Origin of the sequence: Streptomyces sp. NPDC017991 (assembly GCF_044328075.1) — a bacterium.
GTDB lineage: Bacteria > Actinomycetota > Actinomycetes > Streptomycetales > Streptomycetaceae > Streptomyces.
The window spans coordinates 259,156-280,999 of sequence record NZ_JBIRGP010000001.1; the positions used below are offsets into that span (position 1 = coordinate 259,156).

General features: G+C 70.8%; 22 protein-coding genes. 16 read left to right on the forward strand and 6 right to left on the reverse strand.

The genetic code is table 11. The features are described from left to right. Positions 1–14: 14 nt before the first annotated feature. The 3 genes from ACH4DZ_RS01040 (at position 15) to ACH4DZ_RS01050 (ending at position 2,338) form a co-directional block, all read left to right on the forward strand. The gene (locus tag ACH4DZ_RS01040) at positions 15–140 is read left to right on the forward strand and encodes a hypothetical protein (protein WP_398284759.1); all 126 of its coding nucleotides are present in this window, start codon (positions 15–17) and stop codon (positions 138–140) included. 194 nt (positions 141–334) lie between these two features. Next, a complete protein-coding gene (locus ACH4DZ_RS01045) occupies positions 335–1,564 on the forward strand; it encodes an MFS transporter (RefSeq protein ID WP_398284760.1) in 1,230 nt (409 codons plus the stop codon). Between the two features lie 96 nt (positions 1,565–1,660). Next, complete coding sequence (locus ACH4DZ_RS01050; RefSeq protein ID WP_398284761.1) at positions 1,661–2,338, forward strand: 2-phosphosulfolactate phosphatase; 678 nt, start codon at positions 1,661–1,663, stop codon at positions 2,336–2,338. Here the strand turns inward: ACH4DZ_RS01050 and ACH4DZ_RS01055 are convergent. Continuing rightward, positions 2,307–3,743 (reverse strand): PLP-dependent aminotransferase family protein, encoded by a 1,437-nt coding sequence (locus tag ACH4DZ_RS01055; RefSeq protein WP_398284762.1) that lies wholly within the window; start codon positions 3,741–3,743, stop codon positions 2,307–2,309. The genes ACH4DZ_RS01050 and ACH4DZ_RS01055 overlap by 32 nt on opposite strands. Positions 3,744–3,789: 46 nt before the next feature. Between ACH4DZ_RS01055 and ACH4DZ_RS01060 the strand changes: the two genes are divergently transcribed. The 3 genes from ACH4DZ_RS01060 (at position 3,790) to ACH4DZ_RS01070 (ending at position 6,286) form a co-directional block, all read left to right on the forward strand. After that, entirely contained in the window at positions 3,790–4,731 is a 942-nt protein-coding gene (locus ACH4DZ_RS01060; RefSeq protein WP_398284763.1) for an aldo/keto reductase, read from the forward strand. A gap of 107 nt (positions 4,732–4,838) precedes the next feature. Beyond that, entirely contained in the window at positions 4,839–5,813 is a 975-nt protein-coding gene (locus ACH4DZ_RS01065) for an aldo/keto reductase (protein ID WP_398284764.1), read from the forward strand. A gap of 257 nt (positions 5,814–6,070) precedes the next feature. Continuing rightward, positions 6,071–6,286: a hypothetical protein gene (locus ACH4DZ_RS01070; RefSeq protein WP_398284765.1), complete on the forward strand. Its 216-nt coding sequence runs from the start codon at positions 6,071–6,073 to the stop codon at positions 6,284–6,286. Positions 6,287–6,400: 114 nt separating this feature from the next. Here the strand turns inward: ACH4DZ_RS01070 and ACH4DZ_RS01075 are convergent, their stop codons facing one another. From ACH4DZ_RS01075 to ACH4DZ_RS01085, 3 genes are all read right to left on the reverse strand, one after another. Beyond that, positions 6,401–6,604, reverse strand: coding sequence for a cold-shock protein (locus tag ACH4DZ_RS01075; protein WP_107014587.1), 204 nt, complete (start codon positions 6,602–6,604; stop codon positions 6,401–6,403). A 255-nt stretch (positions 6,605–6,859) separates the two neighbouring features. Next, positions 6,860–7,198, reverse strand: coding sequence for a hypothetical protein (locus ACH4DZ_RS01080; protein ID WP_398284766.1), 339 nt, complete (start codon positions 7,196–7,198; stop codon positions 6,860–6,862). Positions 7,199–7,566: 368 nt separating this feature from the next. Beyond that, positions 7,567–8,562: an aldo/keto reductase gene (locus tag ACH4DZ_RS01085; RefSeq protein ID WP_398284767.1), complete on the reverse strand. Its 996-nt coding sequence runs from the start codon at positions 8,560–8,562 to the stop codon at positions 7,567–7,569. A 162-nt stretch (positions 8,563–8,724) separates the two neighbouring features. Here ACH4DZ_RS01085 and ACH4DZ_RS01090 point away from each other — a divergent pair, with 162 nt between their 5' ends. Further along, on the forward strand, positions 8,725–9,585 hold the full coding sequence (locus tag ACH4DZ_RS01090) for a helix-turn-helix transcriptional regulator (RefSeq protein ID WP_398284768.1): 861 nt from the start codon (positions 8,725–8,727) through the stop codon (positions 9,583–9,585). A gap of 127 nt (positions 9,586–9,712) precedes the next feature. Here the strand turns inward: ACH4DZ_RS01090 and ACH4DZ_RS01095 are convergent, their stop codons facing one another. Then, positions 9,713–11,173 (reverse strand): amidase, encoded by a 1,461-nt coding sequence (locus ACH4DZ_RS01095; RefSeq protein WP_398284769.1) that lies wholly within the window; start codon positions 11,171–11,173, stop codon positions 9,713–9,715. A gap of 187 nt (positions 11,174–11,360) precedes the next feature. Beyond that, positions 11,361–11,948, reverse strand: a complete 588-nt coding sequence (locus tag ACH4DZ_RS01100) for a TetR/AcrR family transcriptional regulator (RefSeq protein ID WP_398284770.1) — start codon at positions 11,946–11,948, stop codon at positions 11,361–11,363. 107 nt (positions 11,949–12,055) lie between these two features. Between ACH4DZ_RS01100 and ACH4DZ_RS01105 the strand changes: the two genes are divergently transcribed. The 9 genes from ACH4DZ_RS01105 to ACH4DZ_RS01145 all read left to right on the forward strand — a co-directional run bounded on the left by ACH4DZ_RS01105 (position 12,056) and on the right by ACH4DZ_RS01145 (position 21,732). Continuing rightward, on the forward strand, positions 12,056–13,882 hold the full coding sequence (locus tag ACH4DZ_RS01105; protein ID WP_398284771.1) for a CocE/NonD family hydrolase: 1,827 nt from the start codon (positions 12,056–12,058) through the stop codon (positions 13,880–13,882). Positions 13,883–13,959: 77 nt separating this feature from the next. Beyond that, positions 13,960–15,627 carry an ABC transporter substrate-binding protein gene (locus ACH4DZ_RS01110; protein WP_398284772.1) on the forward strand — a complete coding sequence of 556 codons (1,668 nt, stop codon included), beginning with the start codon at positions 13,960–13,962 and terminating at the stop codon, positions 15,625–15,627. Next, a complete protein-coding gene (locus tag ACH4DZ_RS01115; protein ID WP_398284773.1) occupies positions 15,624–16,574 on the forward strand; it encodes an ABC transporter permease in 951 nt (316 codons plus the stop codon). The genes ACH4DZ_RS01110 and ACH4DZ_RS01115 overlap by 4 nt, the downstream gene beginning before the upstream one ends. Further along, entirely contained in the window at positions 16,571–17,446 is an 876-nt protein-coding gene (locus ACH4DZ_RS01120; protein ID WP_398284775.1) for an ABC transporter permease, read from the forward strand. Before ACH4DZ_RS01115 ends, ACH4DZ_RS01120 begins: the two co-directional genes overlap by 4 nt. Next, positions 17,443–18,483, forward strand: a complete 1,041-nt coding sequence (locus tag ACH4DZ_RS01125; protein ID WP_398284776.1) for an ABC transporter ATP-binding protein — start codon at positions 17,443–17,445, stop codon at positions 18,481–18,483. Before ACH4DZ_RS01120 ends, ACH4DZ_RS01125 begins: the two co-directional genes overlap by 4 nt. Next, positions 18,476–19,339, forward strand: a complete 864-nt coding sequence (locus ACH4DZ_RS01130) for an ABC transporter ATP-binding protein (protein WP_398284777.1) — start codon at positions 18,476–18,478, stop codon at positions 19,337–19,339. The genes ACH4DZ_RS01125 and ACH4DZ_RS01130 overlap by 8 nt, the downstream gene beginning before the upstream one ends. Further along, positions 19,336–19,794, forward strand: a complete 459-nt coding sequence (locus ACH4DZ_RS01135) for a DUF3237 domain-containing protein (protein ID WP_398284778.1) — start codon at positions 19,336–19,338, stop codon at positions 19,792–19,794. The genes ACH4DZ_RS01130 and ACH4DZ_RS01135 overlap by 4 nt, the downstream gene beginning before the upstream one ends. A 364-nt stretch (positions 19,795–20,158) precedes the next feature. Beyond that, positions 20,159–20,653: a lamin tail domain-containing protein gene (locus ACH4DZ_RS01140; protein WP_398284779.1), complete on the forward strand. Its 495-nt coding sequence runs from the start codon at positions 20,159–20,161 to the stop codon at positions 20,651–20,653. Between the two features lie 113 nt (positions 20,654–20,766). Then, complete coding sequence (locus ACH4DZ_RS01145; protein ID WP_398284780.1) at positions 20,767–21,732, forward strand: bile acid:sodium symporter family protein; 966 nt, start codon at positions 20,767–20,769, stop codon at positions 21,730–21,732. Positions 21,733–21,844 lie beyond the last annotated feature (112 nt).

A 21,844-nucleotide genomic window follows, 5' to 3' on the forward strand; every position in this document is an offset into this window, starting at 1 on the left:
TGCGCTTTGAGACAGTGGCCCTGCTTGACGAGCTGCCGGACAGCCAACAGCACCGCTGCGGCTTCTCGCCGGGCTGGAGCATCCGGGCGTACGCGGACTCCCTCGGGATACGTCCTGTCACGGCGGGCGACAGTGCGTGACGGCGGGTCGCGAGGTGCTTGTCAGGGCGCCGAACGCCTAGGTCAGAGGCCCTGTCACCTTCTTATAGGCTTGCCCCGTTCTGGGGCTGCCGGGCAATGGTGCTCAGCGCGACGGGCCACGGGCACGGGGAACGTTTCCGGGCCCGACCTCGCCTCCCATCACCGGACCCTGTCTGTGAAAGGTCTCCCGCACCATGCCCCTGGCCCTGCTGGCCCTGGCCGTTGTCGCGTTCGGCATCGGCACCACCGAGTTCGCCACCATGGGCTTGCTGCCCCAGATCGCCGACGGGGTCGGGGTCTCCGTGCCGCAGGCCGGCAATCTCGTCTCCGCCTACGCGCTCGGGGTCGTCGTCGGCGCCCCCGTCCTCACGGGCATCGGTGCGCGCGTCCCCCACAAACGGCTGCTGCTGCTCCTGACCGGGCTGTTCGTGATCGGCAACGCCGCGTCCGCGCTCGCCCCCGACTTCGGCCTTCTCTTCGCCGCGCGCTTCCTGTCGGGTCTGCCGCACGGAGCGCTGTTCGGCGTGGGAGCGGTCGTCGCCTCACGGCTCGTCGCCCCCGACCGGGCGGCACGCGCCGTCTCGAAGATGTTCCTCGGGCTGACCGTCGCGAACATCGTCGGCGTACCGGCCAGCACGGCGCTCGGGCAGCAGCTGGGCTGGCGCTCCGCCTACTGGACGGTTGCCGTCATCGGCCTCATAGCCCTGGTCGCGCTGGCCCTCTTCGTCCCTCACCAGCCACGCGGGCAGCTGTCCGGCATCCGGCACGAGCTGCGGGCGATGGGCAACCGTCAGGTCGCGATCGGTCTGGCCACGGCAGTGGTCGGATTCGGCGGGTTCTTCGCCGTCTACAGCTATCTGGTGCCGATGCTCACACACCTGACGGGCATCTCGGACACTTCGACCACACTGGTTCTCGCGCTCTACGGCGTCGGTATGACCGGCGGCACACTGCTCGCGGGCCCGCTCACGGACCGCGCACTCCGGCCGACGCTGTACGGGGGACTCGCACTCCTCGCCGCGGCGCTGGTGACGTTCTACTTCACCGTCCACAGCACCGTGCCCGCCCTGATCACGATCACCTTCATCGGTGCGATGGGCTCCCTCATCACCACGCCCGTCCAGATGCTCCTCATGGCCAAGGCGAAGAACGCTCCGACCATGGCGGCGGCCTCCAACCACTCCGCTTTCAATCTGGCCAACGCGGGCGGCGCCTGGCTCGGCGGCCTGGTCATCTCGGCCGGCTGGGGCTGGGCCTCCCCCAACCTGGTCGGCGCGGCCCTTGCCGTGGCAGGCCTGGGCCTCGCCTTCACCGGAGGCCTCATGGACCGGGGCGGCCCCCGCTCCGAGACCATCACGAAGTCCGCGGGAACAGCCGAGGCCCCGACAACGGGAGAGGGCACGGAGCGCCGCCAGCGCACCTAGCCCGGACAACGTCACGGTGACAGCGCCCCGGACCGTCGGTGTGAAGCCCCTCACTCTGCGGGGGCTCCGGGGCGGGCGTGCACGATCATGCTCGGAATGGACACTCGTTTCTCCGGCATCGCGGATCTGGCCGAGACCCCGTCCGTGGCGGTCGTGGTCGACGTCATGCGTGCCTACACCGTGGCCGCCTGGGCTTTCGCCCAGGGTGCGGAAAAGATCGTTCTCGCCGAGTCGCCGGACGAGGCCCTGGCGCTCAAGGCTCGTCACCCGGACTGGGTGGCGCTCAAGGACGGCCCGCCCGCGCCCGGGTTCGACGCCGTGAACTCGCCCGGGCTGCTGCGGTCCGTCGACCTCACCGGCCGGACCGTCGTGCAGAAGACCACGGCAGGGACGGTAGGCGCCCTCGCGGTCAAGGGGGCGCGGCTGGTGCTGTGCGCCGGCTTCGTGGTGGCGGAGGCAACGGCTCAGTTCCTGCGCACGCACAACGTTCCCGATGTCACGTTCGTGGTCACCGGCGAGGACGGGCGGGCCGACGAGGACCTGGCGTGTGCTCAGTACATCGCCCGGCGGGCCACCGGGACCGGGGCGGACGCCGCGGAGTTCCTCCGCCGCGCTGCCGCCTCGCGCGCCGCCGTCGAACTGGCGCAGGGCATACGTCAGGGAGTCCATCCTGACGACGTCGCGCTCTGTCTTGAACTCGACCGGTTCCCCTTCGCCATGGTGGCGGTCTCGGACGACCCGCTCATGGTCCTGCGCCCCCACGCGATGCCGTAGGTGTACGCAGCGCTTCGCGCAGGAGCGTGACGGCCGGCGGAATCTCCGTGTCGCCGATGTTGCCGTACCCGAGGACGAGCGCCCGTTCCACCGGCCGGTTCGTGCGGTAGTCGTCGAGGTCCGACAGCCGCAGTCCCACGGCGGTGGCCGCCCGGACCGCCCCGCGGGTGTCGGTGTCGTCCGGCAGGTGCAGCAGGATGTGCAGCCCGGCGGCGGTCCCGGCGACCCGGCCCTGCGGCACCTGTTCGCCGAGTGTCCGAACCAGCAGGTCGCGGCGGCTCCGGAACCGCCGCCGCGCCGCGCGCAGATGGGCGTCGTACCATCCGCGGTCGATGAAGGTGGCGAGCGCAAGCTGGTCGAGCACGGGCGGCGCGGCGGCGACGAGGTTCGCCGCCCGGAGTACCGGGGTCATCGCGGCGGGCGCGATCAACCAGCCCAGGCCGAGGGCGGGCGACAGCGTCTTGCTGACCGAGCCGAGAAGGAAGACCCGGCTCGGGTCCATCCCCTGCATGACGGCGACCGGACGGCGGTCGTAGCGGAACTCGGCGTCGTAGTCGTCTTCGACGACGAACCCGTCCACCTCGCGGGCCCAGCGCACCAGACGTGCCCTGCGTGCCGGGGACAGCACCGTCCCGGTGGGGAACTGGTGCGCCGCGCCGACGACGACGGCCCGGGCCGGCGTACGCGCGAGGTCGGCGACACGGAGGCCGTCGTGGTCCACGGGCACCGGGTGTACGCGCAGACCGGCGCTCGTTGCGGCGTCCCGCAACCGCCCCCAGCCCGGGTCCTCCACGGCCAGGTCGGCGATACCCTCCGCGCGCAGGGCCCGGCAGGTGCGTACCAGACCGTCGGTGACGCTCGCGCACACCGACACGGACCCGTCGTGTGTGTCCGCGCCGCGCGAGCGCCGCAGGTACTGCGCGACGGTGGTACGCAGCTCCGCGTGTCCGGCGGGGTCGGGCAGGCCGAGGTCGTAGTGGACGGCCGAGCCGGTGACCGCCCGGACGGCGTCCGCCCAGCGACGGCGGGGAAACGCCCGCAGATCGGGCAGGCCGGGCGCGAGGTCGTACCGGATCGGTGGCTGTGCGGGTGCGCGCGGCGCGCGAGAGCGCGGCGGCGCGGTGTCGGGCGACCACGAGACACGCGTGGCGGAGCCCACCCGGGCGCAGAGGTATCCCTCCGCGACGAGCTGCCCGTACGCCTCCGTCACGACCCAGCGTGAACAGCCGAGTTCCTCCGCGAGCGCGCGGCTCGGGGGCACGGCGGCGCCCTCCGCCAGTCGGCCGTCCCGGATCGCGGTGCGCAGCGCGCGAGCCAGCCGATCGTGCAGACGGCGTCCCCCGCCGTCCGCGGGTCCGACGTCCAGGAGGGTCGCCCACGCGAGATTGGTCTGAGAAACGGTCACAGGATTGGAGCGTACCGCCGATCCGAATCCGCCTAGCGTCGGGGACATGATGGAGAATCTGGTCCTCGGGGCCATGCTGTTCGGGACCACCACGGACGAGCGACAGTCGTTCACGCTCCTCGACCGTTTCGTGGACGCCGGAGGTGTCTGGATCGACACCGCCAACTGCTACTCGTTCTGGGCGGATCCGAGTGGATTCGGCGGGCAGAGCGAGTCGCTGCTCGGCCACTGGCTGGCGAGCCGCCCGGGTGTCCGCGACCGCGTCAGGATCAGCACCAAGGTGGGCTGCGAGCCGACCCTGGCCGGACGGTTCCCGGAGACGGCCGAAGGTCTCGCGGCCGGGGCCGTCAAGAGCGGGATCGAGGGCAGTCTCCGACGGCTGGGTACGGATCACGTCGAGCTGTACTGGGCCCACAAGCCCGACCCGGCCACACCACTGGAGGAGACGGTGGCCGCCTTCGACGAGCTCGTGTCCGCGGGTACGGTCGGTCGGCTCGGCTGCTCCAACTACCCTGTCTGGCAGGTCGAGCGGGCCCGGCAGCTCGCGCGGGCGAACGGCGGTGCCGGCTTCACCGCGGTGCAGCAGCACCACACGTACCTGCAACCGCGCCCCGCGACCCGGCCCTCCGTGGTGCACCGGTTCGGCGCGGTCACCGATGAGGTGCTGCACTACCTGGAGCAGCACCCGGACATGGCCCTGTGGGCGTACACGCCGCTGCTGGGCGGGCGCTACACCCGCACGGACAAGCCCCTGCCCGCGGAGTACGACCACCCCGGCACCGTCCGACGCCTCACGGTGCTCGACGAGATCGCCGCCGAGACCGGCACGAACCGCAACCGGGTGGTACTGGCATGGCTGACCGGAGGGAACCCTGCTGTCACGCCGATCGTCGGTGTGAGCACGGTCGAGCAACTGGACGAGGCGTTCGCGGGGGTGACACTGGACCTGACCACCGATCAGCGCCGACGCCTGGACTCCGCAAGGTGACCCGGTCCGGCAGGAGCCACCGCATCCGCAGGTGAAGGGGCATGTGGGGGCGCCCTGCCGGAGAATGGACGTCGGCGCGTCGGCGGACCATGAGAAGAGGAACAGTGATGAAGCACATCGAACTGCGCGACCTGGATGTTGCCCGTATCGGTCTGGGTGCGATGGGCATGTCCCACGGCTACACCGGCGCCGGTGCCGACGACGCGGAGTCCGTCCGCACCATCCACCGCGCACTGGAACTGGGCGTCACCTTCATCGACACCGCCGAGGTCTACGGCCCGTACAGCAACGAGGAACTGGTCGGCCGCGCCCTGAAGGGGCGCCGGGACCAGGTCGTGCTGGCGACCAAGTTCGGTCTGATTTCCCACACCGGTCGTCCAGGGCCCACGGACAGCAGCCCGGAGAACGTCCGCGCCGCCGTCGAAGGGTCGCTCAAGCGTCTGGGCACCGATCACATCGACCTGTACTACCAGCACCGCGTCGACGCCGGCACCCCGATCGAGGACACCGTCGGTTGTCTGGCTGAGCTGGTCACCGAGGGCAAGATCAGGCACATCGGCCTCTCCGAAGCCGGTCCCGACACCATCCGCCGCGCCCACGCCGTGCACCCGGTCACCGCTGTCCAGTCCGAGTACTCGCTGTTCACCCGTGACCCCGAGGCCCGTGTGCTGCCCGTGCTGCGCGAACTGAACATCGGCTTCGTCCCCTTCTCCCCTCTCGGGCGCGGCTTCCTGACCGGCACGATCCGCTCCACCGACCAGTTCGACCCCACCGACTTCCGTGCGGACAACCCCCGGTTCACCGACGAGAACTTCCAGCACAACCTGCGTCTGGCCGACCAGGTCGCCGCCGTCGCCGTACAGATCGGTGTCACCCCGGCCCAGGTCGCCCTTGCCTGGCTGCTGGCGCAGGGCGACGACATCGCGCCCATCCCCGGCACCCGACGGGTGGCCCGCGTCGAGGAGAACACCGCCGCCGACGCCCTCCGCCTGACGGGCGATCAACTCGCCCGCCTCACCGGCCTTCCGCCGGCCGCCGGTGACACCCACAACGAAACCCAGATGCGCATCATGGAGCGCTGACACCTGCCCCGCGGCCCGCCTCGCGCCTCCGCGCCTGCCGGGTCATACGCGTCCAGCAGCGCTTCAGACAATGCCTGAACAGGCCGTTCGGCTCGTAAGCGAACCGGGTGACAGCGGGCGGGGACCCGGCGTGGACAGCACGACCGGTCTGCGACAGCGGCGAAGATCGCGAGGTCAGAGGCCATCGGTGCCTCTTCCACTCCGCAAAGGGGAAGTCCATGCGCATGATCGCGCGCGCCTCACTCACCATTCTCTGCATGACCGGAGCTGTCTTCGCGACCGTTCCCACGGCTCAGGCCGCCGCCCCGAGCGCCGCTCCGGTGGCCGACTGCCGTCTGCTCTTCCCCCACGACTCCTCCGGGCAGACGGGCCGATTCTGCAAGGACGGCCGGTCGCAGTCGTCCGACGACCGCGACCGGGCCGAGGAGGTCGGCGGTCTTGTCGGCCTCGTGCTGGACATCCTCTTCGACTGACTGAGGCAGTGAACTTACCGGCGGCGTCGCCACGGCGCATGCCAGGAGGCTTCAGGCAAACACGGTGGCCCCCGGAACACATGTTCCGGGGGCCACCGACGTCTGACCGCGAGATCAGGCGGGCGTGATGTTCTCCGCCTGCGGGCCCTTCTGGCCCTGCGTGACGTCGAAGTTCACGACCTGGCCCTCCTGGAGCTCACGGAAGCCGGAGGCGTTGATGTTCGAGTAGTGGGCGAAGACGTCCGGGCCGCCACCCTCCTGCTCGATGAAACCGAAGCCCTTCTCGGCGTTGAACCACTTGACAGTTCCCTTGGCCATGCTGGTGCCTTCCAGTCGATATCGGACCCACACCGCGTGAGCCCGGAGGTGATCGCCCTGGTCCTGCACTGCACAGCAAAATGCCCGCACCGGAGCGCGGGCAGGTACTGCGAACCACGACATCTGGGGATGACGCTACACCGCGAACCCGCCTACCACCAGGGAACAACGACCATGATCCGCACCGCGCCGCGCGGACTGCCTCGCGGCCGACCCGGAGCAGTCACTGACCCCCCTACGGCCGGCATGCCCGGGTCAGGAAAGGGTGCTGCCGGGATAGTTGTCCGATGTGCAGCCCGTCGCCTTGAGCACCGACAACGCTTCGGTGCCCGCCTCGGGCCGCACGCTGATGTTCGTGCACGTCCAGCCGCTGGAACCGTTGAAGTACCGGACCTTGCCGGGCCCGTCGTAGGTGAGCGGCTCCCCGCAGTCGTACCCCTCCACGCGAGAACCGTTGCCGAAGACGTAGACCATCTGGCAGTCGAACGTGCGCCCTTCGTCGGCCCGTGCGGTGCCGGAGAACAGCGGTCCTCCGCCGGCCAGAGCGACAGCACCGAGCAGGGACGCGGCCTTCGTGATCAACGAAACGCGCATGGGGGAGATCCTTTCGTGCAGGAGGCGGGATGCGAATGGCGGGATGCGGGTGACGGCGGGGCGGTCCGTCCGGGGACCGTGGCGGCGGCACGGGAAGTGCCGCGCACCTTTCCTACCGGCAACGGGGCCGCTCCACGCCTCTCAGCGGCGGCGCCACCCACACGGTCCTGCGAGCTGACACCTCTAGGCCCTGACCCGCGCTGCCTGACACCCGATCAGCGCATCGGTCCGACCACAGGTGCCCACGCCCGGGCCCCTCATGTTCGGCAGTGGCCACCACCCACAACGCGCTGCTCGCCGACCTGCTGGGCACAACCGGGGCGACGGCCTGGTCGAGGTCACCCGCCGGACCGCCGGCCTTCCGGGAGTCAGTTCCCCACACCGAGGCCGGACATGAACGCGGAGGGGTACCGGTCACCTCGTGCCGCCCCCGGCGGCACCGCCTTCTCGATCTCGGCCAGGTCGTGCGCGGTGAGGTCCACCTCCAGGGCGGGCAGCGCCTCGGCCAGCCGCTCCCGGGTGCGGACGCCGACCAGCGGCACGATGTCCTCGCCCTGTGCGGCCACCCAGGCGATCGCCAGCTGGGCGACGGTGCACCCCTTCGCGCCGGCGACCCGGCGCAGCGCCTCCACGAGGGTGAGGTTGTGCTCCACATTGCCGCCGGAGAACCGCGGACTGAAGCCGCGGGCATCACCGGGACCCGCGGCACGGCCGGCGGACCAGTGCCCGGAGATGAGGCCGCGGCTGAGCACGCCGTACGCGGTCAGCCCGATGCCGAGTTCCCGGAGCGCGGGGAGGACGTCCGCCTCCACCGCGCGGGAGATCAGCGAGTACTCGATCTGCAGGTCCGCGACCGGATGCACGGCGTGTGCCCGGCGGACCGTCGCGGCGTCGACCTCCGAGAGACCGAGGTGCCGTACGTGTCCGGCGTCGATCATGTCCTTGATCGCGCCCACCGTCTCCTCGATGGGCACGTCCGGGTCCAGCCGGGCCGGACGGTAGACGTCGATGTGGTCGGTGCCCAGCCGGGTCAGTGAGTAGGCCAGGAAGTTCTTCACCGCCTCGGGACGGCCGTCGTGCCCGCCGAACCCGGGGCCCGGCCCCCGCAGCATGCCGAACTTGACGCTCAGTTGGTAGCTGTCCCGGTCCCGGCCCCGCAGCGCCTCGGCGAGCAGCAGCTCGTTGTGGCCCATCGCGTAGAAATCGGCGGTGTCGAACAACGTGACTCCGGCCTCCAGCGCGGCGTGCACGGTGGCGATGCTCTCGGCGCGGTCGGCCGCACCGTAGGCGCCGGACATCCCCATCGCGCCCAGGCCCAGCGCGGAGACGGCCGGGCCGGTGCTGCCCAGGGTTCGTGCCCTCATGGTGTTTCCCCTCGTCATCGCGTTCTCCGTCGTCATCGCGTTCTCCCTCGTCGTCGGTCCGCCACCCACTGTGGGTCCGGGCAGCCGCGTACGGGAGCGGAGCGTTCATCATGGGAGCGCCGCTCCCTGGCTGGGCCCGCCCGCGCGAGGGACCATGACCGCATGGAACGTGATCAGCTCGCGGACTTCCTGCGCCGCCGACGGGAGTCGATCCGCCCGGCCGAGGTCGGCATCACCGACGGCCCTCGCCGCCGCACCGCCGGTCTGCGCCGGGAAGAGGTGGCCATGCTCGCCGGCATGTCGGTGGACTACGTCGTACGCCTCGAACAGGGCCGCAGCAGTCAGCCGTCGACGCAGCTGCTGGGCGCGCTGGCCCGGGCGCTGCGGCTCTCCGACGACGAGCGCGACCACCTCTTCCACCTGGCAGGCCATCGGCCCCCGCCCGCCGAGGGGGTGGCCCGGCTGGCCCGTGCGGGCCTGATCCGTATGCTCGACCTGCTCGGTGACACCCCGGCCCTGGTGCTGTCCGACCTGGGCGAGATCCTCGCCCAGAACCGGGCCGCCCTCCTGCTCATGGGCGACCTCACCGACATCTCGGGCGACCGGCGTTACGTCGTGTACCGCTGGTTCACCGATCCCGCCGCCCGTGCCGTCTGCCCGCCCGAGGAGCAGGAGAATCACGGCCGCCGGCTCGTGGCGGACCTGCGCGCGGCGGTCGGCCGCCGGTCGGGCGACACCGCGGTCGCCGGTCTCGTCGAACGGTTGCAGGCCGCGAGCGCCGACTTCCGCCGGCTGTGGACCGAGCACGAGGTGGCGGTCCGGCGCACCGACCGCAAGACCTTCCTGCACCCGAGGGTGGGCCGACTGACGATGGACTGCGAGACCCTGGTCACTCCCGATCAGGGCCAGCAACTGCTGGTGCTCACACCGGCGGACGCCGAGGCCCGCGAGCGGCTGGACCTGCTGCGAGTGCTCGGCGTCCAGGAGTTCCCCACGGGACCCACCGGCCCGCCCGTACGGTGAGGCGGCCGATCACGGGCTGTCCGTTCGTCCCGCATCGGGGCCGAGCGCGGTTCAGCGCCGGCCGGGCACAGGACCGGCCGAGCAACTCGGCCGACGGCCGCCGCAGCCCAGCGCAGTTCACCTCACCTCAGCTCCACAGCGTCACGCCGACGGACCTGGCCTCGATCACCTCCGCCGCGTCGAGGACGAGGTGCTCCTCGAAACGGCCGCCGATCAGCTGAGCACCGATGGGCAGGCCGTCGCTGACGGTCACCGGGACGGTGACCGCGGGGAAGCCGAGCACGGGGACCGCGGTCATCGGCCACATCGCGGTGAACAGGTCACGGGCCCGGCCGGGTTCGGTGATGTCCGCGTCCTGCTCGAAGGCGGGTTCGGCGCAGACCGGTGTGAGGAGCAGCCGCCCGGAGCCCAGCATCTCCTGAAGGCGCGTGATGAGCGTCGCGCGGCGGGCCCAGCCGTTGATGTACGCCTCCAACTCGGGCCGCTCACCCCACAGTTCGGCGGCAGCCGCGAAGTGGTTGTCCAGCGCGGTACGGATGCTGTCGTCCCCCAGCCGGGCCACCACCGGCCGGATGAGACGGATGTCCTCGGTGATCAGCAGGGACCACAGCCGACTGGCCTCGGCGAGCAGCGGCATGTCCGCCGACTCCTCGACCTCGTACCCTGCCTCCGCGAGCCGGGCCGCGGCCTCCCCCACGGCCCGGTCGACGGCCGGGTGGTTCTTCACTGTGCCGATCTCACGGACGAGGGTGACCTTCGGGCGGCCCCCGCCGCCGGCCGACGGCCCGCGCAGTGCGGGGATTCCGTGTGCGTGCCTGAGGTCCGGAACACTCATCGCCGCGAGCGCGAGCCGCACGTCTCCGACGGTACGCGCCATCGGGCCCTGCACCGCCATCGCGTGCACGGTGGGCGGGAAGTCCAACTCGACGGGCCCGTCCGGCGTTTCGGCGTACGCGGGCGGAGCCCAGTCGGAGACCAGCCCGACGGTGGGGCGCAGACCGACGACACCGCAGCAGGCGGCGGGGAAGCGGATGGATCCGCCGATGTCGTTGCCCTGGGCCAGCGGGGTCATTCCGGCGGCGAGGCCGCTGGCGGCGCCACCGCTGGAGCCGCCTGGCGTCCGGCTGTGGTCCCAGGGGTTGAGCGTGCGGCCGTACAGGTCGTTGGTGGAGAACCAACGGAAGGAGAAGGCGGGCGAGTTGCTGCGTCCGACGGGCACCGCTCCGGCGGTGCGCAGTGCGGAGACACAGGCCGCGTCACCCTCGGCCCGCCGCTGTGCGAGCGCGCGGACACCGTTGCTGGTGGGATGGCCCCGCTGATCCGTATTGATCTTGATGGAGACGGGAACGCCGTGCAGGGGCCCCAGTTCGTCCCCTGCGGCGACAGCTCGGTCGGCCCGGTCCGCCGCGGCGAGTGCGTCGCCGGGGCGGATGTCGACCAGTGCGTTCAGTACGGGGTTGGTCTCCTCGATCCGGCCGAGACAGGACCGCATGACCTCGACGGCCGAGACGTCACGGGCGCGGATCCGGGCGGCGAGCTCGGTGGCGGTGCACTGCCACAGCTCGTCCGGCGCGGTGGTTGATGCCATGGGCTACCTCTTCGGGAACAGGGCGCGGCCGTCACCACGGCAGGGCGGACAGCGGGGCGGGGCGGGGCGGACGGCAGCGCGGGAGAGGGCAGGGACACCGACGTAGTACAACGGCGTTTTATTTAGCGCTCAGATTGTGCGGCGCCCTCTGCGTTGTCAACCCCCGGCCCGCCAGGGACCGGCCCGCTCAACCCTCGCGCACGCCATCCCTGAGCAGGTCGATGACGGCCAGCGCCACCTGGGACCCCCGGTCGGCCGTCCAGCTCTCGGGGTCCTCCAGGGTGGAGAGCCAGTACCCACGGAACAGCAGATGCAGGATGTCGGCACTGAGGGCGGGGTCGGGCAGACCGGCCTGGGCGGCGAGGGCGGACAGCTCCGCCCGGTTGCGCCGGGAGGTGACGCGCCGCAGATCCTCGATCTCCTCACCCGCGGCCGGACCGGCGCTGGCGATCTCCATGAGCAGCCGGCGCAGCACCTCGTCGTCATGCTGCGTGGTGCTCATCCATCGGGTCGCGACCCGCAGCCGGTCCAGGCCCGTATGACCTTCGAGCACTTCCTCCATCTCCTCGGTCCACTCCTCCTCCGCCTTGCGCAGGGCGTTGAGCATGAGGGCGGAGCGGCTGGAGACGTAGTTGGTGACCATGGCCGTCGATCCGCCGAGCTGGGCGGCGACGGCCCGGATGGTGACGGAGCGGACACCTCGCTCGCGGGCGACCTGGATGGTGGCGGCGGCGATCTCGTCGAGCCGCCTGGCTTCGTCTACCTCGATCGGCATGTCGCAGACCTTAACTCAATGGGTTGACCACGTTTACGTGGAGCTGCAATGTTGTCATACAACGTTGTTGCATAACGGCGTTGCATCTGGATTCCCGGAGATCTTTCATGAGCATTCGCTACGAGCGGACCGGCTCCGCACCCGTTCCGGACCACGCACGACAGCACTGGGTGCGCATGCGGGACGGGGTACGTCTGGCCACGGACGTCTACCTGCCGGAGGGCGCCGACACGGGCTCCGGCACAGGTTCCGGTACGGATTGCGGTACAGGTCCCGGTACAGATTCCGGCACCGCCGAACTGCCCGCCGTGCTGGTCCGCCTGCCCTACGACAAGAACAGCCGGTACGTCTACTTCGACAGGATCGCCTCCCTGTTCACGGCACGCGGTTACGCCCTGGTCGTCCAGGACGTGCGCGGCAAGTTCCGCTCGGGCGGCCAGACCCTGCCGTTCCTCCGGGAACCCCTGGACGGCTACGACGCCATCGACTGGATCACCCATCAGTCCTGGTCGAACGGTGTGGTGGGCATGTTCGGCGACTCGTACTACGGCTTCACCCAGTGGGCCGCCGTCGCCGCGCAGCACCCGGCGCTGCGCGCGGTCGTCCCCAGGGTGACCACGGTCGACTTCAACGGGACCACCCAGTCCGACCCCGACGACCCGTCCCCCGTCGGCAGACCGGTGTGGCTGGAGGGCATCGAGTACTACGCCCACTACTGGGTCGACAACACCGTCTACGACTTCACGCCCGACCGCTCCGTCCGCCCGGTCATCGAGCAGTACGAGCGGGCGTTCAGCGCGATGGGTGCCCGCTCGGCCTGGTTCGACCTGCTCGCCCCCCGCTACACGAACCTGCTGCCCGCGCTGGGGCGGCATCCCTTCGACGCACGGCCCGTTCCGGTGCTGCACTGTGTCGGCTGGTTCGACAACATCTCCGTACCGCACATGCGGGACTACCTGGAGCTGGCCTCCCGACCCGGTTGGGACGCCGTCCAGTACCTGTGGGCCGGAGCGATCGACCACGAGAACTACCACCTCGGTCTCGCCCCGGCCGCCCCCGCGGACGACCACGCCCACGACGAAGCGGCCCTGGACCGCATGCTGCCGGGCTACGCGGGACCCGCGTTGGACTTCTTCGACGTGTTCCTCAAGGGCATCCGCCCGGTGTCCGCGCTGCCCAAGGTGGCCTGGGAACTGGGCCATGCGGGATGGCGTACGGCCGAGGTATGGCCGCCCGCGGGCAGCACCGAGCGCACCTTCTGGCTGACCGAACCCGCCCGTGCGCGCGGGCCGTTGCCGGGGGGTGCCCTCAGCGACGAGCCGGACGAAGGTGACGGCGACGGCGACGGCGACGGCGACGGCGACGGACAGAGCGTGCAGTGGGTCTACGACCCCGAGTCGCTCGTCCCGTCACAGGTCGCCAACTCCTTCTCGTTCCTGCAGAGTTACCCGGACGAGGCACAGCTCGCCGACCGCGATGACGTACTCGTCTTCAGCACTCCGGCCCTGTCCGACCCCCTCGATCTCGTCGGACCGATCGACCTGGTTCTGCGTGTCACCGGCACCGGCGAGACGTTCGACGTCTTCGCGAAGGTCCTGGACGTCTCACCCGACGGACAGGCGCACATGATCGCCCGGGGTCAGGTGTCCGTCCGCACGCTCCGGGCCCCCGCGGAGATCCCGGTCGCGCTGGGCCACACCGGCTACCGGCTGCGGCCCGGCCACCGGCTGGCCCTGACCGTCGCCGGCAGTGACTACCCCATGTTCCTGCCGTCGTCGGGAAGTACCGAGAACCCCTGGACCACGCTCGCACCCAAGCCGAGCACGCAGACCCTGTACGCCGACGCCGTCACCCGGCTGACCGTCACCGTGCTCGCCGCCACCGACGCCAACACCGATGGCAACGACACCGGCACCGGCACACACGCGGTCTGACGCGCCCGCACCCGGCGCCCCCCACACCCGAAGGACCTCATCACCCTCCCAGCACTCCCCTCATCAGGAGCACCGACATGCACGCTCCCAGAACCGCCCTCGCCGCCACCGCTGTCGGCACTCTCCTCGCACTGACCGGCTGTTCCTCCGGCGACGGCGCCTCCACGGCCCCGACCGGGGCCGTCAAGCTGACCTCGACCACGCCCGCGGCCTCCGGCGCGCTCGACAACGTCACCTGGAACCTGCCGATGGGTGAACCGATCACCCTCGACCCGGCCAAGGTCGGCGACTACTCCCCCAGCACCGTGACCTCGAACCTCTGCGACCCGCTGATCCGGCTTAAGCCGGACTACACCCTCGCCCCCGGTCTGGCCACCGCCTGGAAGCACCCCGACCCGAAGACCCTCGTACTCGACCTCCGTAAGGACGTCACGTTCTGGGACGGCAAGCCCATGACGGCCAAGGACGTGGTGGCCAGTCTGTCCCGGCAGGGCGACCCGGCCACCCAGAGCGTCAACACCCAGGTCCTGGCGAGCGTCGCGGGGATCACCGCGACCGGCGAGCACCAGGTGACCGTCAGGTTCAAGGCCCCGGACGAACTGTTCCTCAAGTACCTGGCCAACGGTTTCGGAGCGGTCGGCGAAGCCTCGTACCTCAAGAAGGCCGGCGCCTCCTACGGCACCGCCAAGGGCGGCCTGATGTGTACCGGCCCCTTCGAGCTGAAGAGCTGGAAGTCCGGCGAGTCCATCACCGCGGTACGCAACGCGGACTACTGGGACGCGTCGCTGCGCCCCCGGGCGAAGAAGCTGACCTTCGCGTTCATCACCGACAACGGGACGCTGACGAGCGCACTGCTGTCCGGGCAGATCGACGGCAGTTACGAGATCCCCTCCACCGTCGCCAGGGCGCTGCGCTCGTCGGACGCGGGCACCCTCTACTACGGGCCCTCCGCCCAGACGGTGTTCATCTCACCGACGGGCCCCTCGTCACCGCTGGCCGACCATCGCGTGACGCGTGCGCTCTCCCTCGTCCTGGACCGTGACGCCCTGGTCAAGAACGTCTTCGACGGCGCCGCGCAGAAACTCAAGACCTTCATACCGTCCCTGGTCTGGAAGAACGGCGAGGCCGCGGACGTCTACGCGAAGGGCTACGACGAGCTGCCCGCCGTACCGGACGTCGACGTCGACCAGGCCAAGAAGCTGGTCGACCAGGCCGCCCCGAAGCGGCGAACCGTCACGGTGGCCACGGCCGCGGGCGACCAGCAGTCCCTGCAGACGCTCACCTTCGTGCAGGCGGCGGCCAAGAGGATCGGGCTGAAGATCGTCATCAAGCAGCTCCAGCCCACCCAGATGTCGGGCCTCTTCTACGACGCGTCGCTGCGCAAGGGCCTCGACGCGACGATGGCACTCGGGTACGTCGAGATCCCCGATCCCCTCTCCTACGCGCAGATGTTCACCTCGCCCGCGTCCCCGATGAACTGGATCCACTACGACAACAAGCGGGTGACGTCGCTGCTCACCCGGTCCCAGGCGGCCCTGGACCCCGAGGAGTCGGCGAGCCTGTTCACCCAGGCGCAGGCCCTGTACTCCGAGGACCTGCCGATCGTGCCCATCGCCGCCCCCTACGAGCGGATGTTCCTGAACAAGCGGCTCAGCGGGGCGCCCGCGTCCTTCGCGTACATCAACATGCCGTGGGCCGCGCAGCTCGGTGCCACCGGCGGGGACACGGGCGGGGCCACCTCATGATCTGGCGCTTCGTCGCCCGTCGTGCGGCGATGCTGGTGGTGACCGCGCTGGTGGCCAGCATCGCGATCTACGGCGCGCTGTTCATCTCGCCGGGCGACCCCGCCACCCTGCTGATCGGCGGCGGCAAGCCGCCCAGCCCGCGGCTGCTGGAGGAGATCCACCGTCAGTACCACCTCGACGATCCCTTCGCGCAGAGCTACGGGCGCTGGCTGACCGGGATCCTGCACGGAGACGCCGGTGACTCCCTCACCTACAAGGACTCCGTACTGCACCTGGTGCGGAGCCGCATCGGCACCACCGCCTTCCTGATCGGCTACGCGGCCCTGCTCATCATCGTCCCGGGTGTGCTCCTCGGCACCCTGGCGGCGCTGCGCGGCCGGTGGAGCGACACCCTCGTGACCGTACTGACCACCGTCCTCATGGCCGTCCCCACGTTCGTGATGTCCGTCCTGTTGATCTGGTGGCTGTCCGTACGCTGGGACCTGTTCCCCGCCTACGGCGCGGGCACCGGCTTCGGTGGACGGATCGAACACCTCACGCTGCCCGCCCTCGCGCTCGCCGCCTCCTGGCTCGCCTACGTCACCCAGGTGACCCGGTCCGCGGTCCGCGCCGAACTGGGCTCCGAGCATGTCCAGACCGCACGGAGCCGCGGTATCCCGGAGCGTTTCGTGATCCGCAGACATGTGCTCCGCAATGCCTCGGGGCCGATCTTCTCCGTATCGGGCGTCGCGGTCGCCGGTCTGATCGCCGGCTGCTCCATCGTCGAACAGGCCTTCGGGATCAACGGAGTCGGCGCTCTGCTCATCCAGAGCGCCGCCAAGCAGGATCTCGCGGTGGTCCAGGCACTGGCTCTGATCACCGTCGTCGTCTTCGTCAGCGTCAACACCCTCGTGGACGTGGTCACCGCCGCGCTCGACCACCGCGTCTCCCTGGAGGCCCGCGCATGAGCACGTATCGGATCGCCGCGCCGGGACGCGGCCGGACGAACCTGGGCCGGCTGCGCTCCCTGGCCCGGGGACGCGGCTTGCTGATCGCCGCCTCCGCCGTCGTCGCGGTGGCTGTGCTGGCCGCCCTCTTCGCGCCGCTCCTCGCGCCGTACGATCCCGACGCCGTGGACGTGACGGCCGTGTCCCAGCCGGGTTCCGCCGCGCACTGGCTCGGCACCGACGACGCCGGCCGGGACATCCTGTCCCGACTGATGTACGGGGCCCGGCCCAGCCTGTTCGCCCCTGCGGTGGTGACACTGACCGCGGGTACGGTCGGCACCGCGCTGGCCGTCAGCGCCGCCTGGATCGGCGGCTGGTACGACCGGCTCGTGTCCGCCGCGCTGGACGTCGTCTTCGGCTTTCCCGGTCTGGTCCTCGCGGTGGTGGCGGCAGCCGTGTTCGGCGCCGGACTGACCGTGGCGGTGGTGACCCTGTCCCTCGCCTATCTGCCCTACGTGGCCCGTGTCGTGCGCAGCGCGGCCCAGCGCGAACGCCGGCTTCCGTACATCTCCGCGCTGCGGACGCTGGGCATGTCGGGACCGCGGATCTGCCTGCGCCACCTGCTGCCCAACCTCCTGCCCCTCGTCCTCGTGCAGGTGGTCACGTCCTTCGGGTACACCCTCCTGGACATCGCCGCCTTCTCCTTCATCGGGCTGGGCGCCCAGCCGCCCACCGCGGAATGGGGGCTGATGGTCGCGAACGGATCCTCGGGCATCCTGGCGGGCAGCGCGGAACAGTCCCTGTACGCGGGTCTGGTGATCGTCGTCTTCGTCATCGCCTGCAACCTGCTCGGCAGCGGAGTGTCCCGGCGCCTCCTGGGAGAGCCGCGATGACCCGGCCCCCCGCTCTCCTCGAACTGGAGGACCTGCGCGTCACCCTGCCCGTCGGGGGCGGCCACCGACCCGTCATCCACCACGTCGGTCTGAGCGTCCCGGCCGGTACCGCCGTGGGGCTGGTCGGCGAGTCCGGTTCCGGCAAGTCGATGACGGCCCGGTCCGTGCTGCGGTTGCTGCCGCACGGCGCCCGCACCAGCGGTGACATCCGTTTCGGGGGCGCCTCGGTCCCGGCCATGGGCCCGGCACAGCTGCGTACCCTGCGTACCCGGGATGTCGCCATGATCTTCCAGGACCCGCGGGCGCACATCAATCCCGTCCGCAGCGTCGGGGACTTCCTCACCGAGGGCCTGATCACCACCCGGGCTGTCCGGCCCCGGGCCGCGGAGGCCACTGTCACCGCCCTCCTGAAGGACGTGGGTGTCGCCGACGCCTCTCGCCGGCTGCGCCAGTACCCTTCCGAACTCTCCGGCGGTCTGCTGCAACGCGTCATGATCGCCGCCGCGCTGGCCGCCGAGCCGAAGCTGCTGCTCGCCGACGAGCCGACCACCGCGCTCGATGTCACCACCCAGGCCGAGGTCATGGCCATCATCGACGAGGCGCGCGCCGAGCGTGGGCTGGCGATGCTGTTCATCACCCACGACCTCGCGCTCGCGGCGGCCGTGTGCGACCGCGTCGCGGTCATGTACGCGGGGACGGTGGTGGAGGACCTGCCCGCCGGGCAGTTGTACGACGACGCCCATCACCCGTACACCAGGGCCCTGTTGGCCTCCCGTCCGGAACCCGGCGCCGGCGCCCGGCCCCTGCGTGCCATCGCGGGCCGCCCGCTGTCGGCCTTCGAGGCCGGTCCCGGCTGCGCCTTCGCGCCCCGCTGCCCCTCGGCGGCGGAGGTGTGCACGGTCGAACGCCCCGAGCCGCGCCCCACCGGTGACGGCCGCACGGCCTGCCATTTCCCGCTGTCCGACACCGTCTCGGACCCAGGCCCGAGCACGGATACCCGTACGGGTACGAGTGACAGGAGTTCCCAGCATGGCTGACTCGGCCCCGCACCCGCACCCGCAGGCGCAGGCGCAGGCGCCCGTGCCGGCGCCCGTCCCGGCGCTCGAAGTGGCCGGACTGCGCAAGACGTTCGGCGACTTCACGGCCGTGCACGACATCGGGCTGACCCTGGCGGCGGGCGGTTCGCTGGCCGTCGTGGGCGAGTCGGGGTCCGGGAAGACCACCACCGCGCGGATGATCGCCGGTTTGGAGCGGCCGACGGCCGGCACGATCCGGCTCGGCGGCCACGCCGTTCCCGGCCGTCGGGCCCGCGCCGCCGAACGCAGATCCCATGCCCGCCGCATCCAGATGGTCTTCCAGGATCCGTACGCCTCCCTCGACCGCCGTCAGCGCGTCCAGGACTGCATCGCGGAAGTCCTCACGCTGCACACGGACTTGAAGGGGCAGGCGCTACGGGAACGGGTGGCCGAGCACCTCGACCAGGTGGGCCTGGACGAACGCCAGGCGGCTTCCCTCCCCCGCGCGCTTTCGGGTGGTCAGCGCCAACGTGTCGCCATCGCCCGCGCGTTGGCCGTACGCCCCCGTGTTCTCGTCCTCGACGAGGCCGTCGCCGCGCTCGACGTCTCCGTCCAGGCCCAGATCCTGACCCTGCTGGGCCGGATCCGCGAACAGACCGGCGTGGCCTACCTGTTCATCACGCACGACCTGGGCGTCGTCCAGCACATCTGTGACGACGTGGTCGTCATGCACCGCGGTCGCGCCGTGGAGAGCGGCCCCGCCGAGCAGGTGCTGACCGACCCCCGGGACGCCTACACCCGCACCCTCCTCGACTCCGTGCCCCGCCGGGGCTGGAAGCCCACCCGCCGCACCACGACGAACGGAACCGCGTCATGACCTCCGCCCCGAGCCTGACCTACGCGTTCGAGATCCGCGCCCGGGTCGCCCAGAGCCTGCACATCGGCCACGGAGACGGCGAGCGCACCGAGTTCACCCCCATCACCGGCGGGAGCGTCGACGGACCGCGTCTGAAGGGCACTGTCCTCGCCGGTGGCGGCGACTGGTCCAACACCCGTGGTCCCATCTGCGAGTTGGAGGCCCGTTATCTGATCCGGGCGGACGACGGAGCCGTCATCGACATCATCAACCGCGGCTACTACCACGAAGGCGCGGGCAGCCCGGAGCAACACGACGGGACCGTGAGGACGGCCGAGGCCGGGACCTACTTCCGGACCTCACCCGTCTTTCGCACCGACGCTCCTGCCCACCGCCGGCTCGCCGCGACCGTCTTCGTCGGCCTCGCCCGCGAGGAGGACGGCCACATCGTCATCCGCTGCTACGCCGTCGACTGAGGGCCCTCGCGGTGCGGCCGTGGACGGTCGTCACCACTCACCCCAGACCGAGCAGGACGACCGCCGACGGCCGCGCTCATCGGACCGAGCGCCTGTGCTCGGGTGACCCGTTCGCGCAGCACCGTGAGTCCGAGGACCGCGGGCACGCGGGCACGGCGTGCCGGGTGGATCGTTCTGTCCGCCCTGCTCGGCATCGCCACCCACCTGCACGTCGAGGACGAGGACGCCGCGACGAGGCCGCCATTCCCCTGCTGCGTAAGGCAGTCGAAATATCCGTCTCCACATTTCGCACACAATGAACGCCTTAAGTTCACATTAGGTATGCTCCAACAGCTTCATCCGCACCACTGAGGGGGGTCTTCTCATGCGCATACGCTGTGCGCTGACCGCAGTTGTCACACTCGGCACCTTTGCCGCACTTTCGACGGGCACCGCCCAGGCGGCCGAGTACTCGTCCGCGCTGAAGGTCAAGGGCGTCCAGTACGACGCACCCGGGACCGACTCGAACCGCTGTTCCGGGGGGAACACGAAGAACGAGTACCTGACCATCAAGAACTACTCCCGCACCGCGACGGTCAACCTCAAGGGGTACGTCGTCAAGGACGCCACCGGGAACAAGTTCACTTTCACGGCGAGCCACAAGCTGGAGCCCGGTGACTATGTGAAGCTGCGCGGCGGACGTGCCACCGACTCCGACGCCGGCAATGTCGTGTACCGCCAGAACTGCAACTTCATCTGGAACAACGACAAGGACACCATCTACCTGTACAAGCCCAGCGGCGCCAGGGCGGACGTCCACTCCTACACCAAGCGCGCGAACGACCGCGACGGCAACGGCTACATCACCTACCACGGCTGACGCACCGCTCGGGCGCTTTCCTGCCGGACTTGTCGCGGGAGGGCGCCCGGGCCCGGTGATCACATCGCGAGACAGGCTTGCGTCAAGGCGCTGACCAGGCGTTGTCTCTCACGGTGAGTACCGAACGACCCGAACAGCACGCGACCGACAACGGCACCGCGGGAGACCGCTCCGCACGCCGCGCCGTCACCATCTTCCCCCTCCTCGTCCTCGCGGCGGGCGCCACCGGGCTGCTGCTCCCGGGCAGCTTCGCCGGCTGGGGCGAGTCGGTGCCGTACCTGCTGGGCGTGGTGATGTTCTGCATGGGCGTCACGATGACCCCGCAGGACTTCCGCGGTGTCGCCAGACGGCCCTGGGCGGTGGCCCTCGGGCTGGTCGCGCACTACGTCATCATGCCGGGACTCGGCTGGCTCATCGCTCACCTGCTGCAGCTTCCGCCGCAGCTCGCGGCGGGCGTCATCCTCGTCGGCTGTGCCCCCAGCGGCACCGCCTCCAACGTGGTGACGTATCTGGCGCGCGGTGACGTGGCGCTGTCCGTCTCCGTGGCCACCGTCTCCACCCTCGTGGCCCCGCTGGTCACTCCGCCGCTGACGCTGCTGCTGGCGGGCGAGTACCTGCCCGTCGACGCCGGCTCGATGGTCGTCGACATCCTCAAGACCGTGCTGCTGCCGGTGCTCGCGGGGCTCGCCGTCCGGCTGCTGGCGAGCCGCCATGTGCAACGCGCCCTCCCGGTGCTGCCCTGGCTGTCCGCCGTGACCATCGGTGTGATCGTGACCGTGGTGGTGGCGGGCAGCGCCGACGCCATCAAGTCGGCGGCGCTGCTGGTGTTCGTCGCCGTCGTGCTCCACAACGGTCTGGGACTGGCACTCGGCTACGGCGCGGGACGGCTCACCAGGTTGGGCGAGCCGGCGAGCCGCGCCATGGCCTTCGAGGTCGGCATGCAGAACTCGGGGCTGGCTGCTTCGCTGGCCACCGCCCACTTCAGCCCGCTGGCCGCACTGCCCGCCGCCGTCTTCTCCGTCTGGCACAACATCTCCGGCGCCCTGGCCGCCGCCTGGCTGTCACGCCGACGCCCCTGACCGTGCCGCCGGCCCCGTGCGACCCGGGATGGTCGGCAGGCCCAGGAGCGGGGCGAACTGCCGGCCCGCAGCACGGTCAGCGACCTGCTTCGCGGGACCCGCCTGCTGGGCC